Source organism: Bradyrhizobium lablabi (genome assembly GCF_018129385.1).
In the GTDB taxonomy this organism is placed as follows: domain Bacteria; phylum Pseudomonadota; class Alphaproteobacteria; order Rhizobiales; family Xanthobacteraceae; genus Bradyrhizobium; species Bradyrhizobium lablabi_C.
Map to the genome: position 1 here is coordinate 226039 of NZ_JAFCLN010000006.1, position 15421 is coordinate 241459.

Genomic DNA, 15421 nt, shown 5'->3' on the forward strand with positions numbered 1-15421 from the left:
CGTTGACATCCCTCCGCCCGGCGGTACCTTTTCAGCAAGCAAGAATATCAGGGAGACGACCATGCCCTTGGCGATCCGCCAGTTGCAAAAGCATTTTGTGGGCGAGGTTTCCGGCCTCGACCTGCGCAAGCCGCTCACAAAGGAGCAGGCGCAGGAGGTCGAGGCGGCGATGGATAAATATGCCGTGCTGGTATTCCACGGCCAGGACATCACCGACGAGCAGCAAATGGCCTTTGCGCTGAATTTCGGCGAGCGTGAAGAGGCGCGCGGCGGCACGGTCGTGAAGCAGGCGGACTACCGGCTGACCACGGGGCTGAACGACGTCTCCAACCTCGGCAAGGACGGCAAGGTGCTGGCGCGCGACAGCCGGGCCGCTCTGTTCAACCTCGGCAATTGGCTGTGGCATTCCGACAGCTCGTTCCGTCCCATACCGGCAAAATTCTCGCTGCTGTCGGCGCGGGTGGTGAATCCGAAGGGCGGCAACACCGAATTCGCCGACATGCGCGCCGCCTATGACGCGCTCGACGACGAGACTAAAGCCGAGATCGAGAACATGATCTGCGAGCACTCGCTGATGTATTCGCGCGGATCGCTCGGCTTTTTGGACTATACCGATGAAGAGAAGGAAATGTTCAAGCCGGTGCTGCAACGCCTGGTGCGCACCCATCCCGTGCACGGCCGCAAGTCGCTCTACCTGTCATCGCATGCCGGCGCCATCAAGGGCATGAGCGTGCCAGAGGGGCGGCTGCTACTGCGCGATCTCAACGAGCATGCGACGCAGCCGGAGTTTGTGTACGTCCACAAATGGAAGCTGCATGACCTCGTGATGTGGGACAACCGCCAGACCATGCACCGCGTGCGCCGCTACGACCAGTCGCAGCCGCGCGACATGCGCCGCGCCACGGTGGCGGGCACCGCGCCGACGGTGGCGCAGGAAGCTGCGGAGTAGCCTTTCGTCGTCCCTGCGAACGCCGGGACCCATACGCCGCGGCCTGTCGTTAGAAAACAAGGGGCCAGTTGCCTTTGCTGCAACTGGCCCCTGTGGTTATGGGTCGCTGCGTTCGCAGGGACGACAACCGAGGATGTGGCGGCACTAGCGGCTACGCATGCCCCGCTTCATTCGACAGCATGCCGGGGTCGATGCCGATCTTTCGCAATGCACGCGAATATTTTTCCTCGACATCGCCGCCAAAAACCAGCTCGGGATCGGCGTCGCAATGCAGCCAGCCGTTGTGCTGGATCTCGTTTTCCAGCTGCCCGGGGCCCCAGCCGGCATAGCCCAGCGCGAGGATCGCGTGTTTGGGGCCGGCGCCGCTGGCGATTGCCTTCAGGATGTCGACGGTCGCGGTCAGGCAGATGCCTTCGTCGATGCTCAGCGTGGCGTCCTGGATGAAGAAATCGCTGGAGTGCAGCACGAAACCACGTCCGGTATCGACCGGGCCGCCCTTCAGCACCTTCATCGGCTCGGCATCTTCCGGCAGCTTGATCTGGTCGGCGGTCTTGATGATGTCGAGCTGCACCAAAAGGCCCGGGAAATCGATGCTGCCGGCCGGATGGTTGACGATGATGCCCATCGCGCCTTCGGAGGAATGCGCGCACATATAGATCACCGAGCGCTCGAAACGCGGATCGCCCATCACGGGCATCGCAACCAGCAATTGGCCGTCGAGATAGCCGTCCTCGGGCCGGTTGTGCCCCATGCGGGGCTTGCCGCCGGTCGGCCTGGAAGTCGCGCCGCTCTGTGACTTGCCTTGGCTCATGCGCAAAGGCCCTTCTCGCTGATTCATATCCTGATATCGGGTAGGGTTTCTGTCAATCAAGCTTGGCGTCGCATATCACAAGCAGTTCAATGGCTCGCACTGGTGTCAACCTGTAAAGACGTCTCATGACGGTCATAGTTCCCATGCGCGCCGCCGTTGGCGTCGCAACCTTGCTGGCGGGCGCCTATGCGCTGCCGGTACGCGCGCAGGACTCCTCGCCATGGCAGCGCGACGCGCATTCGGCCGTGCGGCTGATCGCGGGATCGCGCAGCGGCGGCGTGCTGCTCGGCGGGATTGCGTTCCAGATGCAGCCGGGATGGAAGACCTATTGGCGCAACCCGGGCGATTCCGGGGTGCCGCCGCGTTTCGATTTCTCCAAATCCGACAATGTCGATGCGGTGACGGTTCTGTGGCCGGCACCGATGAAGTTCGACGACGGCGCCGGCGGCTTTTCGATCGGCTACAAGCAACAGGTGGTGCTGCCGCTGCGCATCGTCGCCAAAAGCGCGGACAAACCGGTGACGCTGCGCGCGGATATCCACTACGCCGTTTGCGACAAGCTGTGCGTTCCGGTGGAAGCGAACGCTGAGCTCACCTTCGCCAGCGTCGCCAGCACCGAGGACGGCGCGCTGTCGGCAGCGCTCGACGCCGTGCCGAAGCCAGCCAATATCGGCGATCCCAATCCGCTCACCATCCGCGACGTCAAGCGCGACGGCAAGGTGAACGTGCTGGTGGACGTGAGTGCGCCGGAGGTCAGGAAGCTCGACCTGTTCGTCGAGGGCCCGACACCGGATTGGGCGTTGCCGATTCCAAAGCTGGTGGAGCGCAGCCCGCCCGGCGTCAAACGGTTCGAGTTCGAGCTCGACGGCCTGCCGCCCGGCGCCAAGCCTGATGGCGCTGCGCTGAAATTCACGCTGGTCGGCGACGGCAAGGCGTACGAGTTCAATACCAGTCTGGATTAGGGCGGAGCCGAACGAGGGATCAACCTGTCCCGTTGATGTGTCTGTCTCGAAACTCCCGGGGCGTGAACCCGGAGATCCGGCGGAAAGCACGGGAGAAGTGGGCGGGGTCCGCATAACCCGATGAGAACGCCACATCGATGATCTTGTGCTCGGTGTCGCTCAGCAGCTTTATCGCATTGTTGAAGCGGACCTGCTCGAGCAGGCCCGAATAGGTCAGCCCCGCCAGCGACAGTTTCCTCTGTAGGCTCCGGACGCTCAGCCCCATCATCTCGGCCGCCTGCGTTATCGCGGGGCCGCCTTCGTCGAGGTAGGCCGGCAAGGTCAACTTGAGAACGCTGACGACATCGCTGCCGAAAGGCTGCCGCTCCGTCTCGGGCGAATTCGATCCGACGACATCCGTGCGATTGAGACGGCTCAGGAACTGCCGTGGCACTTCAATCCACGAAGCCTTCTGACCCGATATGAAGCGTGTATGCGGCCAATGCGATTGAACCTCGATGCCCGGCGCATAGGCGGCTTCAAACGCGATCACGCCCGGAGACCAGTTCGCCCCGGCGAACTGACGGACGATGTGGATGACGAATATGTTCTGAAGCCATTGGGAGATTTCGAGATAGGGAATGCCTTCTGTTCCAAGGAGCCTGCTGCAAATCCTCACGTTTGCGCCGCACGGCTCCAGCCATAGACGCAGGTTTGTATCTTCGACCGACGCCCACTTGCACATCTGCTCGAGCGCCAGCAGAAGGGTGGGCGAATGGCCGATACGAGTCCGCATGGCATCGCTCAAATGATCGAACGAGGTTTTTTGGGCTGCCCGAAAGGCGATTTCCGACAAGCCCTGCTTTTGCTGGGCGGCGGTCGCGAAGCGCACGGCCGGCAGCAGCGGCACGTAGTGATCCGCTTTTTCCTCCAGGGAGGTAGGTAGCTGAAATTTCGCGAGAAGCGCCGCGGTGGGCCCGCCGATCTCCGAATGAAGCTCAGCAAATGGCATGAGAAATTGGCAACGGGTCAACGGAATGACGGTCATTACTATCTGCCCCGGAAAATGTGCCGCGATCGCAGATTAGCAGGGGAAGCTGCCCAACCAAATCCATTCGTGAAGATTTGGCGGCTGATGGCCAGACCGGTCGGCGAAACGCCTGTAACATCGAACCGCCGGTCTTGATTTCTCTTGAGGGAGCAAAGGTTTCACGCTCACCTGCGATGAAAGCTATCCGTTTACCTTCATCACACGCAGTCCGGGCTCGAATTGTCGCATCGCTGTCGCACGGCGATTCGACCCTCGATGGCACGGCTCGCGCCCTCAAGGTCAGCACGCGCACGTTGCAGCGTCATCTCGGCCGCATGGGCACAAGTCACAGCGAAATGCTTGCAGAAGTCCGCCTGAGCATCGCGTGCCGCCTGCTCGCAGACTCCAACAAGCGCCTGTCGGATATCGCCAAATTCCTCGGCTATGCCAATGCGAGCAGCTTCAGCCGCAATTTCGCGCGTTTGATGAAAGTTCAACCCGTTGTTTACAGGCGGCAGCAACGTGCCCGTAAGCATAAGCCGGCACGCCGTAGACCCTGCGCGATCGACCGCTGAACTATTCGCGACGATTGGCGCGAAATGGCAAGACGCGCGGTCCGATTGGCGCGAAATGTTAAGCGACACTGCTAGTCGAAACTACCGGCTCCAACGGGCCGACCTTGTTTTCCTGACAAAGCGATAACGATCCGCGGGGCGTTTTCTGAAGCCATGCGAGCCGACCGAAAAGCAAAACAACCCGACTTTTCAAGGGAGATAACAACCATGACACTTCGCGCTGCTCTGATCGCACTTTGCACCGGCGGCCTGCTGGCCTGCCCCCAAAATCTTTCTGCTCAATCAGCATCCGAGAGCAAGCCGCACGTGCCGCTCGAGAAATCGATCGGCCAGGCCAAGCCGGAAGTCGTCCCCTCCCTCTTCGTCCTCAATTCGCGCGGCGCGAGCCTGAAGGACGGCAAACTCGTGCTGACCGGGATTTCGCCGAATGCGATCGTGTTTGCCGATCGGCCTGTCCGGGCAGCCGGTCACGATCTCACATCGCGAATCGTCGAGGATTGGGGCAACGGCAGCGACAATTTTGCGAAAGATCCTCCGAACGCCACCGTGTCCGGATTCAAGAAGGACGGGTCATCGGTGCTCGATGCCGTCGTGGTGCTGAAATCGCCGAGGCTTGAAGGCGACAAGCTGACTTTCGACGTCGATATACTCGAGGGAGATCTGGCGGGAGCTGACGGCCCGGCATCGGTCTTTATCGACATCATCGGCCGCCCGTTCACGCCGCTGTCTTTTGCCGGCGTCGCCCGCCGCACGGCCTGGCGCGGTGCGTTCTACCGAGGCGCTGCCTTTGCGGGCGCAGCGGCGGTGGCGGGAGCCGCGGCCTATCCGTACTACGCGCCCCGCTGCGGATACTATCCCTATCCGCCCTGCTATTGAGCCGCGCAAATTGGCGGCATCGCCGCCGCAGTGCTGCGCAATTCATCCCGACAGCAAAATCATCGATGACATTCGCTGTCGGCCTCGTCGACCCCTGAGTCAAATCTGAAATCACTACCCCTCACTTGTACTTTCAGGAAGGAGATAACGATGAACATCACCCGTCGATCCCTTGCATTTGGTGGAATGGGACTGCTGGCAGGAGTGGCCGCAACACGATCATCTCTCGCCCAGGATTCTTTCCTCGGTGTGGGCCATGGCCTGGAGGATTTCTGGCTCGCGAGCGATGCCTATGTATTCGGCTATCCGCTGGTGACGATGGAGATGACCCGCCGGGTTCTCACCAACGTCGCTGAACCCGTGGGAACGAAGGCGCCGATGGGGCAGATCATCAAGCTGCGCCAGTATCCCGACGCCTCGTTCCGGGACGTCACGGCGCCGAACGCGGACACGCTCTACACGACCTCGTTTATCGACGTCGGGAAAGAACCGTGGGTGCTCAGCATCCCCGACATGAAGGGACGCTATTTCCTGATGCCGATGCTGGACGGCTGGACGACGGTGTTCCAGGTGCCCGGCAAGCGCACCACCGGCACCGGGGCGCAGACCTACGCGATCACCGGCCCCGGATGGAAAGGCACGCTGCCGGATGGCGTGAAGCATTACAAGTCGCAGACCAACATCGTGTGGCTGCTCGGCCGCATCTATTGCACCGGCACGCCGGAAGACTACGCGGCGGTGCACAAGCTACAAGACGAATGCAAGCTCGTGCCGCTCAGCGCCTACGGCAAGCCATACACGCCACCTCCGGGAAAGGTCGATCCGTCGATCGACATGAAGACGGCCGTCCGCGACCAGGTCAACCGCATGGACGCGGTGTCGTATTTCAAGCTGTTGTGCGAACTCATGAAAGCCAATCCGCCCTACGCGGCGGATGCGCCCCAGCTCGCCAAGTTCGCCCGCATCGGCATCGTTCCCGGGCAGGACTTTGACGAGAGCAAGCTGAAGGCGGATTTCCTGAAGCGCGTGCCGGAGCTCTCGTTCGACCGGATCATGCTTCAGTTCAAGATCAACAAGGCCATCCATGACGAGAATGGCTTTGCCTTCACGACCAAGACCGGCATCTACGGCACCGACTACCTGATGCGGGCCCTGGTCACCGCAATTGGACTCGGCGCCAACCGTCCGCAGGATGCGGTCTACCCGACCTCGCAAAAGGACGCGGAGGGGCACAAGTACAATGGCGCCAACAAGTACGTCATGCGGTTTCCCAAGGGCCACCTGCCTCCCGCCGAGGGCTTCTGGTCGCTCACGATGTACGACAGCGGCTATTTCTTTGTGAACAATCCGCTCAACCGCTACTCGATCAGCGCGCGGGAGAACCTGAAGGAAAATCCGGACGGGTCGACCGATCTCTACATTCAGAAGGATTCCCCGGGCAAGGACAAGGAATCCAACTGGCTTCCGGCGCCCGCCGGAGATTTCATCCTCATGCTGCGCATGTACTGGCCGCAGGAAACGGACCCGTCGATCATCAACGGCACGTGGACTGTGCCTGCGGCTCGCAAAGTGGGCGCTTGAATTCAGCCGGCCTCGCAAGGCCGGCCCGCACGAAAGACGTCGTGGTCGCGCTGCACCGCCGCCAACAGGAAAGTTGAGCGGCGGTGCAGAAGCATGAAGCCCCGCACCGATGCTGCCAGATACTCCCTCGATCAGTCAGCTCTCCGTCGTCATTTCCCAGGCGGCCGCACCTGCGTTTCTGCTCGGTGCGCTGGCGGCCTTCATCGCCGTGCTGATCGCCCGCCTGAACCGGATCATCGACAGATCGATCTACCTGAACGGAATCTCCGACGAAGATCCGGTCAGGCGCCGGCTCAAGGCCGATTTGCCACGTCTTGTCCGACGGGCCGCCATGGTCAATCGCGCGATCTTCTGGTCCGTCGTAGGAAGCATCTCGATCAGCATCGTCATCGTCGTCGGGTTCGTGAGTGCGTTCTTTCACATCCAGCATGAGCGCGGCGTCGCCATTCTGTTTATCGTCGCCATCGCAGCATTTACCGTGTCGCTGGTGGATTTTGCGCGGGAGGTCCGAATTGCGTTGAGCGAGTTTGATCATTACGGCTAGCGTCTCGGTGTTCTGAGCGCGAGCCGATCCGCCGAACGCCGGATTATTCCCCACCATTGGCGTGAAATGGCAAGACTAACGATCCGATTTGGCTCGAAATGCTCGGGAAGCTGCGTGCCGAAATTGATTGCCAAGCTCCTCATGGAGCTGCCGTTTGTCGCCAACCCTGATCGCAGATTGCGCCGCTGATCAGACCGGCACAACCGTTTCGCGACACGCTCGGAATGCAGGAGGGGGTCGTGCGTCTTGTTGATCTTCGGAGAGATGGGCAGTCCAACCGGCGGCGGCCGGCAAAACCTGGAATTCGCCTTCGGTTCAGAGGCGCGGCGATCGCGATGGCGATGGCGTCAATCCCGTCCGCGGTCTATGCCGATGAAGGCGGCGTTTCATATTGGCTTCCCGGCCGCTTCAGCAGCCTTGCGGCGACGCCCCAGGTCCCCGGCTGGTCGATGGCAGAGGTCTACTACCATACCAGCGTGAGCGCCTCCGGCGCGACAGCGGCCGCCAGGGAAATCCAGGTCGGCCGATTGCCTGCCACGGTGAACGTCGATCTGAACCTCAGCCTGAATGCGCAAGGAGACCTCGTTCTCCTCAACCCCACATACACGTTCGCAACGCCCGTGCTGGGCGGACAGCTTGCCATTGGCGTGGTCGGATTGTTCGGGCGATCGAGCGCAAACCTTGCCGGCACCCTGACGGCGGCCGTCGGCCCGCTGACGGTGACGCGCACGGGCAGTTTCGGCGATTCGATCACCTCGGTCGGCGACCTCTATCCGCAGGCGACGCTGAAGTGGAACGCCGGCGTGCACAATTTCATGACCTACGTAACCGGCGACATTCCCGTCGGGGCTTATAGTCCAACACGCCTCGCCAATCTCGGCATCGGTCACGCAGCGATCGACGGCGGCGGCGGCTACACCTACTTCAATCCGCAGACGGGACATGAATTTTCCGCCGTTGCAGGCTTCACCTACAATTTCAAGAATCAGGATACGCAGTATCAGAACGGCATCGACTTCCATCTGGATTGGGGCGCTTCCCGGTTCCTGTCCAAGCAGACCTTCGTCGGCCTTCTGGGCTATGCCTATCAGCAGGTGACCGACGACTTCGGCCAGCTTCCCGTCCTCGGCGGATTCCGATCCCGGGTGCTCGGCGTCGGGCCGCAGGTCGGCTTTCTGTTTCCCGTCGGCGACATGCAGGGTTACCTGAACCTGAAAGGATACGGCGAGTTTGCCGCAGAGAATCGTCCGGCCGGCTGGAACACGTGGCTCACATTCTCGATCTCGCCAATGGCGCCGGCCAGCACCCTGACGCCGACGCGGACGGTGCGGAAATAGCCGAGGGGCGCGGCTCGGCAAACTCCATGAAGCCTCAGTGACCAAGCCGCTCGCCGGCCGATCAACGACAATTGCTGCGCGGTTTCGTCGCAATGTTGCAGGGGAAACGGACGACTATAGTTATATATCATGACCTACGTCATCGAAATTGACCGGCGCATCGCGCGTCTTGGTCTGCACGCCGGTCGCCTCCAAGCAGGCGGTTAGCCGGACGGCTCGTCACGCCGTCCGGACTCTTTCACAGTTTTCCCTCAGTTTTGTTGACTCTCACGGGTCAGTTCGCCTCGGAACAGAAGGAGTGTGCCGTGCTGCCTCCTCCAACAATCGCATTGACCGCATCCGATTATCCGCGCCTCGGACGACTTGCCCGTGTCGCGGCTGAAGAGGACGATCGGAAACTAACGTGGTGCCGCCGTTTCAGGCCCGCGCGGCTGGAAGCAAAATCCAATTTGACGATGATCCGGGACCAACCGTAGCTTGAGAACAAGGAGAAATCAGTGCGTAACATCGAAGCCAACCGGCCCCGCAAGCAAGAGCTGGCGCTGCCGGACATCAGGGTCACCGAGAGCGATTCGCGTCGCCTCAGCTCTCTCGCCAACTCGAGCATGGAGCTCTTCCCGCGGGTCGCTCACTTTCTCGCTCGCGAAATCGAACGCGCATCGGTGGTGGCCGATGAGAAAGAACTGAGGGGCGTAGTCAGGATGGGATCGAAGGTCGCCTACCGGGACGATGAGACGGGTATCGCCCGTGAGGTGGTCCTGGTTTATCCGCACGAAGCGAACATCGAGCTGAGCCGCATCTCGATCCTCACGCCCGTTGGAGCGGCCCTCATCGGTTTGTCGGCGGGACAACGGATCGAATTCCAGACGCCCGGCAGCGGGACCAGAAGCGTGACCGTGCTTGCCGTATCCGATTGAGTGCAAGCGCGAGAGCGCGATCGCGGGCTGAAGTCTCTCTTCGACGAGCGCATCCGACACGACCGCCTGGCGTGCGGCCGTGTCGGTTGGCGTCCTGCGAGAGACCGAATCTTAACGATTGGTTGATAGAGCGGATCGTCGCCGCCCCCTCGCGGCTTTACCGGGGACGATCCCTCTTGGCCGTGATGGAAACCGAGCCCGCCACCGCTTCAAACGCCGGCATTTTGGCGCGGCTGAAGTCGCTGCTCGGCGGGCACCATGAAGCCTCGGTCACAAAGCGGCTGGCCGGCACCATCTTCATCATCCGCGTGCTCAGCGCGATGCTGGCCTATGCCTCGCAGATCCTGCTGGCGCGCTGGATGGGCGGTTCGGATTACGGCATCTATGTCTATGTCTGGACCTGGGTGCTGCTGCTCGGCAGCATGATGGACTTTGGCATCTCGGCTTCGGCACAAAAGATCATTCCGGAATACCGCACGCGGGGCGAGCATGCGCTGCTGCGCGGTTTCCTCTCCGGCAGCCGCTGGATGACGTTTATTGTCTCCGCCGCCGTCTCGATGGGGCTGGCGGGCATCGTCAGGCTGCTGTCGCCCTGGATCGATGCCGATGCGATCACACCGCTCTATATCGGCTGCGCCACGCTGCCGGCGTTCGTGGTCGCCAATACCCAGGACGGCATCGCGCGCTCGCATGACTGGATGCGGCTCGGCCTGATGCCGCAATTCATCGTACGGCAGTCGCTGATCATCGGCCTCACCGCCGGCGCCTTTGCGCTCGGCTTCGGTCTCGGCGCTACCGCGGCGATGCTGGCCAGCGCGGCGGCGGTGTGGATCGCGATGATCGGGCAGATGATCGTGCTCAACCGCCGGCTTGCCCGCCATGTCGAACCGGGCGCAAAGGCCTATGATTTCCGCGGCTGGCTCGCAATCTCGCTGCCGATCCTGATGGTGGAAGGTTTTTATCTCCTGCTATCCTACACCGATGTGCTGGTGCTACAGCAGTTCCGTTCCTCGGAAGAAGTCGGCGTGTATTTCGCCGTCGTGAAGACGCTGGCGCTGGTGTCGTTCATCCACTATGCGATGTCGGCGACCACGGCGCACCGTTTTGCCGAATACAATGAGCTCGGCGACAAGGCACGGCTGTCGGCTTACGTCGCGCACGCCATCCAGTGGACGTTCTGGCCTTCGCTCGGCGCAACGCTGGTGCTGCTCGCATTCGGCAAGCCGCTGCTCTGGCTATTCGGGCCGCAATTCGTCGTCGGTTACGACATCATGTTCATCGCCGCCGTTGGCCTGGTCGTGCGCGCGGCGATCGGCCCGGTCGAGCGGCTGCTCAACATGCTCGGCCATCAGCACATCTGCGCGCTGGCCTATGCGCTGGCCTTCGTGATGAACCTCGTGCTCTGCATCGCCCTGGTGCCGCGCTTTGGCGGCCATGGCGCGGCGGCCGCTACCTCGATCGCGCTTACATTCGAGACTGTGCTCTTGTTCGCCATCGTGCGGCGCCGGCTCGGGCTGCATGTGCTGGCGTTCGGCAAGCGCACGGCATAAGCGCGGCCAAATCACCTTCCCTGCTTTTCCCGCATGCTGCCCGGGCAGACCGCCCTGAGCCGCGAAGACTTCATTAAGTCTTCCCAAGCCGCTACGATGTCCGCAAACAGCGGATAAAAGAGGAAACGTCGATGGACCTTGGGTTGAAGGGGAAGAATGCCGTCGTGCTCGGAGGCACCCGCGGCATCGGGCGGGCGATTGCGGATACACTGGCCGGCGAAGGCGCGGGTGTGGCGATTTGCGCCCGCAATGCGGATCAGATTGCATCGACGGTTGGAGCGCTGAAGGCCACCGGGGCCAAGGCAACGGGTGCTTCCATCGACATTACCGACAGCGCGGCGCTGAAATCCTGGATCGCCGGCGTGGACCGCGATCTCGGTGGCATCGACATCGTGTTTTCCAATGCCGGCGCGATGGCGCTGGGCGGCGATCCCGCCTCGTGGGAGCAGAATTTTCGGCTTGACGTGCTGGGCGCCGTGAACGCGTTCGAGGCGGCCCGTCCGTTCCTCGAAGCCGGCGGCGAGAAGAACGGCGACGCGGCATTCATCATCATTTCATCGATCTCGGCAGCGCAGGCCGACACCGCCAGTTCCTACGGGCCGATCAAGGCGGCGCTGATCCACATGGCGAAAGGACTGGCGCGGCAGCATGCGGCCAAGAAGATCCGCGTCAACGTCGTCTCGCCCGGCACGGTCTATTTCGAGGGCGGCGTCTGGCACATGACCGAGCAGAAAGCGCCCAAGCGCTATACCGACGCGCTCGCGCGCAATCCGACCGGGCGCATGGCGACGCCGCAGGAAATCGCCAACGCGGCCGTATTCCTTGCCAGCCCCGCCTCGTCTTTCACCACCGGATCCAATCTGGTCGTCGATGGCGGCATCTCGAACCGCGTGAATTTTTAAGGTCGAAGTTCCGGCCGGACAGGAATGCATCATGGAATACGCCCCCGAGGATCTTGCGCCCCGCGAACGCTACAAGGTGCTGGCCGGCTTCGTGCTGCCGCGGCCGATCGCATGGGTCACCACCATCGGCCCGACCGGCGTGGTCAACGCCGCGCCGTTCAGCTTCTTCAACGTGTTTTGCGAGGATCCGCCGCTCTGCATGTTTGCTTCGAACCTGAGGCCTGACGGGCGCATCAAGGATACCGTGATCAACATCGAACGCTCAGGCGAATTCGTGGTCAACCTGACCGACGAGCCGCTGGCGCGCGCGATGCACGATTCCAGCGGCGATTTTCCACCCGAGATCGGCGAGCCCGATTATCTCGGCCTCAAGCTGGCGCCCTCGACCAAGGTCGGCGTGCCGCGGCTGGCAGATGCGCCATGGGCGATGGAGTGCAAGACCTGGAAGCGCATCGACATCAACAACCGCCAGCTCTTCATGGGAGAAGGCATCCACTTCCACATCCGCGACGATTTGTGGGACCGCGAGGCGATGCGGGTTCATATGGACCGCTATCACCCGGTGGGTCGCATGTTCGCCGACCGCTATTGCCGGACGGATGACAGGATGGTGTTTCCGGACGCGCCGGTGGTGACGGGGAAGTAAGACTCCCTCTTCCGTCATGCCCGGGCTTGTCCCGGGCACCCACGTCTTGAGGCTGCTGCGGCAAGAAAGACGTGGATGGCCGGGCATAGGCGAGCGGAAGCGACGCCGTCCTTCGGACGGCTATGCCCGGCCATGACGGTCTTCTGTCTCAAGCAGCGCGGAGGCACTACTCCGCGGTCCAGCCGCCGTCGATCGAGTAGTTGGAGCCGGTGATCTGCGCGGCATCGTCGCTGCACAGGAACAGCGCGAGAGCGGCGACCTGCTCCGAGGTCACGAACTCCTTGGTCGGCTGCGCTTCCAAGAGCACGTCGTGGATGACCTGCTCCTTGGTCATGTTGCGCGCCTTCATCGTCTCCGGGATCTGGTGCTCGACCAGCGGGGTCCAGACATAACCGGGGCTGATGCAGTTGCAGGTGATCTTGTGGGTCGCAACCTCCAGCGCCACCGTCTTGGTCAAACCGGCAATGCCGTGCTTGGCCGAGACATAGGCCGACTTGAAGGGCGAAGCCACCAGCGAGTGTGCGGACGCCGTGTTGATGATGCGGCCCCAGCCGCGCTTCTTCATGCCGGGCACTGCGGCGCGGATGGCATGGAAGGCCGACGACAGGTTGATGGCAATGATCGCATCCCATTTCTCGATCGGAAAGTCCTCGATCGGCGAGACGAACTGGATGCCGGCATTGTTGACGAGGATGTCGACCGAGCCAAAGGTCTTTTCGCCGAGCGCGACCATTTCAGCGATCTCTGCGGGCTTGGTCATGTCGGCCGGCGAATGCACCGCCTTGACCTTGAAATCGGTCTCGATGCCGGAGCGCTCCTTCTCGATATCGGCGGGCGCGCCCATGCCGTTGAGCACGATATTGGCGCCAGCGCTCGCGAAGGCGCGTGCGATCGCAAGCCCGATGCCGCTGGTAGAGCCGGTCACAACTGCGGTCTTGCCTGAAAGTTTAGCCATGTCTCATTCACTCCTTTTTGCCGGCGAGGGGTTCGTCCCTCGTCAGATCGTAAGTCACCATGGTTTCCCCGGGCTGCGGCCGTTCTAGCCACTCTTTGTGACGCATCGACAAATGCACGTCGCGCACGCCGGCATCCCAGTGCTCGACCATCGCCACGCGGGAAAAATCGTAGTCCTTGGAATTGGTCTCGTAGTTCTTGCTGCGGTAGATCAGGTGCACCACCGTGACGGTGTTCTCCTTGGAGACCTCGCGCAGGAAATCGACCGAAGGGTCGTTCTTCAGATAGTCGGGCAATTTGCCGATCAGGTCGCGCACCGCCATGCGGGCATTGTGGATTTTCCGGTTCTTGTCGGTGTTCATCCGGGTGCGGCTGGAATAGCGGATGTCCTTTTCGCGTTCGGCCGCGTCCAGCAGCGAGATCGGCAATTCACCGCGCGCGGAAAACAGGTCGACCTGGAAGATCAGGAGATCGCGCTTGACCTCGTCTTCCAGCACGAAGTCGAGCGGCGTGTTGGAGGCGATGCCGCCGTCCCAATAATGCTCACCCTCGATCTCGACGGAGGGAAAGCCGGGCGGCAGGGCGCCGGACGCCATGATGTGCTCGGGGCCGATTTTCTTGCCGCACTTTCGGAATGCGAAATTATCGAAATATTTGAAGTTGCCGGAGGTGACGCCGACCGCGCCGACCGACAGCCGGGTCTTGAGATCGTTGATGCGGTCGAAATCGACCAACCGCTCCAGCGTCTTTTTGAGCGGCGAGGTGTCGTAATAGCTCTGCGACTGCCGGCTGCCCGGCGGCCAGAACGGCGCGGGCGGCACGCGCGGGGCAAAGAAGCCGGGGACGCCAAAGGTCGCGATCAGCGCGGCGCTGGTCTCGTTGAACACCGAACGCGCGCGATCACCCGGCGTCACCGGGCTCCACGACACCGGCGAGGACACCATCTCCCAGAATTCCTTCAACCTCTCGATGCGCTTGTGGGCCTCGTTGCCGGCAATGATCGCGGCATTGATGGCGCCGATGGAAATGCCGGCGACCCATTCGGGCTCGAAACTGAAATGACAGAGCGCCTGGTAGGCGCCGGCCTGGTAGGAGCCGAGCGCACCGCCGCCCTGGAGGACCAGGACCCGCTGGGCATTCGCAGGCGTGGTGGCTGGCGCGGAAGGGTGGTGATCCATGCTGACCGCCAATCAATAACGAATAAGGGCCGCACGGTGGCCGCAACTTACCGCGGCGTCAATCAGCCGGGCGCATGCGGCGATCACACCAAATTTACGATTTTTCAGTTGATGCAAGAATGAGCGTCCAAAACACCTTGTATTTGGTGTTTGGAGCGTAACGCGCCGAGATGCCCAATTTTGTGACACCGTTTTTGAGCATGTTCGCCTTGTGCGGGGGCGAATCCCGCCAGCCGGAAAAGGCTTCCGCCAGCGTATGATAGCCGGCGGAGACGTTCTCGACCGCAAGGGTCGCCGGGTAGCCGCCGGCGTTGAGCCGTTTGGTCAGGGGCGCCTTGACGTCATGGTCGAGCTTGTTGCGGCTGGCCATCGCCTCGGACTGCTGGTCGGCCAGTTTCATGAGCTCGGGATCGACGGCCACGGCACCCAAGCCGTTGTTCTGCCGGTACAGGGAGATCATGGAGGCCGCCGCCTGCGGATCGAGCGTGGCACCGCCATTGGCCATGGACAGGTACATGGTCGGCTGCGTGTCGGTATTGCAGCCAGAAAGCAGTAGCAGCCCGGCAATGGCGATGATCGCCCGCATGATCACAAGAATCCCCCAAGATTGGCCTGCCGTTGTTGCATACC

At 62.0% G+C, this 15421-nt stretch carries 16 protein-coding genes; 11 read left to right on the forward strand and 5 right to left on the reverse strand.

Annotation, left to right across the window (positions count from 1 at the left end):
- The first annotated feature begins 61 nt into the window (after positions 1 to 61).
- Complete coding sequence (locus JQ628_RS15085) at positions 62 to 949, forward strand: TauD/TfdA dioxygenase family protein (protein ID WP_212223371.1); 888 nt, start codon at positions 62 to 64, stop codon at positions 947 to 949.
- Between the two features lie 151 nt (positions 950 to 1100).
- Here JQ628_RS15085 and JQ628_RS15090 read toward each other — a convergent pair whose 3' ends face one another.
- A complete protein-coding gene (locus JQ628_RS15090) occupies positions 1101 to 1700 on the reverse strand; it encodes a YqgE/AlgH family protein (RefSeq protein WP_249127944.1) in 600 nt (199 codons plus the stop codon).
- Between the two features lie 185 nt (positions 1701 to 1885).
- Here JQ628_RS15090 and JQ628_RS15095 point away from each other — a divergent pair, with 185 nt between their 5' ends.
- Complete coding sequence (locus JQ628_RS15095) at positions 1886 to 2722, forward strand: protein-disulfide reductase DsbD domain-containing protein (RefSeq protein WP_212223373.1); 837 nt, start codon at positions 1886 to 1888, stop codon at positions 2720 to 2722.
- A 19-nt stretch (positions 2723 to 2741) separates the two neighbouring features.
- Here the strand turns inward: JQ628_RS15095 and JQ628_RS15100 are convergent, their stop codons facing one another.
- Positions 2742 to 3749 (reverse strand): helix-turn-helix transcriptional regulator, encoded by a 1008-nt coding sequence (locus JQ628_RS15100; RefSeq protein WP_212223374.1) that lies wholly within the window; start codon positions 3747 to 3749, stop codon positions 2742 to 2744.
- A gap of 77 nt (positions 3750 to 3826) precedes the next feature.
- Between JQ628_RS15100 and JQ628_RS15105 the strand changes: the two genes are divergently transcribed.
- The 9 genes from JQ628_RS15105 (at position 3827) to JQ628_RS15145 (ending at position 12659) form a co-directional block, all read left to right on the forward strand.
- Positions 3827 to 4306, forward strand: coding sequence for a helix-turn-helix domain-containing protein (locus tag JQ628_RS15105; protein ID WP_249127905.1), 480 nt, complete (start codon positions 3827 to 3829; stop codon positions 4304 to 4306).
- Positions 4307 to 4513: 207 nt separating this feature from the next.
- On the forward strand, positions 4514 to 5182 hold the full coding sequence (locus JQ628_RS15110) for a hypothetical protein (RefSeq protein WP_249127907.1): 669 nt from the start codon (positions 4514 to 4516) through the stop codon (positions 5180 to 5182).
- Positions 5183 to 5332: 150 nt separating this feature from the next.
- On the forward strand, positions 5333 to 6763 hold the full coding sequence (locus tag JQ628_RS15115) for a DUF1254 domain-containing protein (RefSeq protein WP_212223375.1): 1431 nt from the start codon (positions 5333 to 5335) through the stop codon (positions 6761 to 6763).
- Between the two features lie 109 nt (positions 6764 to 6872).
- Positions 6873 to 7307 carry a DUF2721 domain-containing protein gene (locus JQ628_RS15120; protein WP_212223376.1) on the forward strand — a complete coding sequence of 145 codons (435 nt, stop codon included), beginning with the start codon at positions 6873 to 6875 and terminating at the stop codon, positions 7305 to 7307.
- Between the two features lie 335 nt (positions 7308 to 7642).
- A complete protein-coding gene (locus JQ628_RS15125) occupies positions 7643 to 8644 on the forward strand; it encodes a SphA family protein (RefSeq protein ID WP_212223377.1) in 1002 nt (333 codons plus the stop codon).
- 497 nt (positions 8645 to 9141) lie between these two features.
- On the forward strand, positions 9142 to 9561 hold the full coding sequence (rnk, locus tag JQ628_RS15130) for a nucleoside diphosphate kinase regulator (protein ID WP_433996137.1): 420 nt from the start codon (positions 9142 to 9144) through the stop codon (positions 9559 to 9561).
- A gap of 185 nt (positions 9562 to 9746) precedes the next feature.
- Positions 9747 to 11111 (forward strand): lipopolysaccharide biosynthesis protein, encoded by a 1365-nt coding sequence (locus tag JQ628_RS15135; protein ID WP_212223481.1) that lies wholly within the window; start codon positions 9747 to 9749, stop codon positions 11109 to 11111.
- A 131-nt stretch (positions 11112 to 11242) separates the two neighbouring features.
- On the forward strand, positions 11243 to 12013 hold the full coding sequence (locus JQ628_RS15140; protein ID WP_212223378.1) for an SDR family NAD(P)-dependent oxidoreductase: 771 nt from the start codon (positions 11243 to 11245) through the stop codon (positions 12011 to 12013).
- Positions 12014 to 12044: 31 nt separating this feature from the next.
- Positions 12045 to 12659, forward strand: coding sequence for a flavin reductase family protein (locus JQ628_RS15145; RefSeq protein ID WP_212223379.1), 615 nt, complete (start codon positions 12045 to 12047; stop codon positions 12657 to 12659).
- A gap of 166 nt (positions 12660 to 12825) precedes the next feature.
- Here JQ628_RS15145 and JQ628_RS15150 read toward each other — a convergent pair whose 3' ends face one another.
- The 3 genes from JQ628_RS15150 to JQ628_RS15160 all read right to left on the reverse strand — a co-directional run bounded on the left by JQ628_RS15150 (position 12826) and on the right by JQ628_RS15160 (position 15377).
- A complete protein-coding gene (locus tag JQ628_RS15150; protein WP_212223380.1) occupies positions 12826 to 13614 on the reverse strand; it encodes a 3-hydroxybutyrate dehydrogenase in 789 nt (262 codons plus the stop codon).
- 7 nt (positions 13615 to 13621) lie between these two features.
- The gene (locus JQ628_RS15155) at positions 13622 to 14791 is read right to left on the reverse strand and encodes a DUF3734 domain-containing protein (protein WP_212223381.1); all 1170 of its coding nucleotides are present in this window, start codon (positions 14789 to 14791) and stop codon (positions 13622 to 13624) included.
- Between the two features lie 94 nt (positions 14792 to 14885).
- A complete protein-coding gene (locus JQ628_RS15160; protein WP_249127909.1) occupies positions 14886 to 15377 on the reverse strand; it encodes a CAP domain-containing protein in 492 nt (163 codons plus the stop codon).
- Positions 15378 to 15421: the final 44 nt, after the last annotated feature.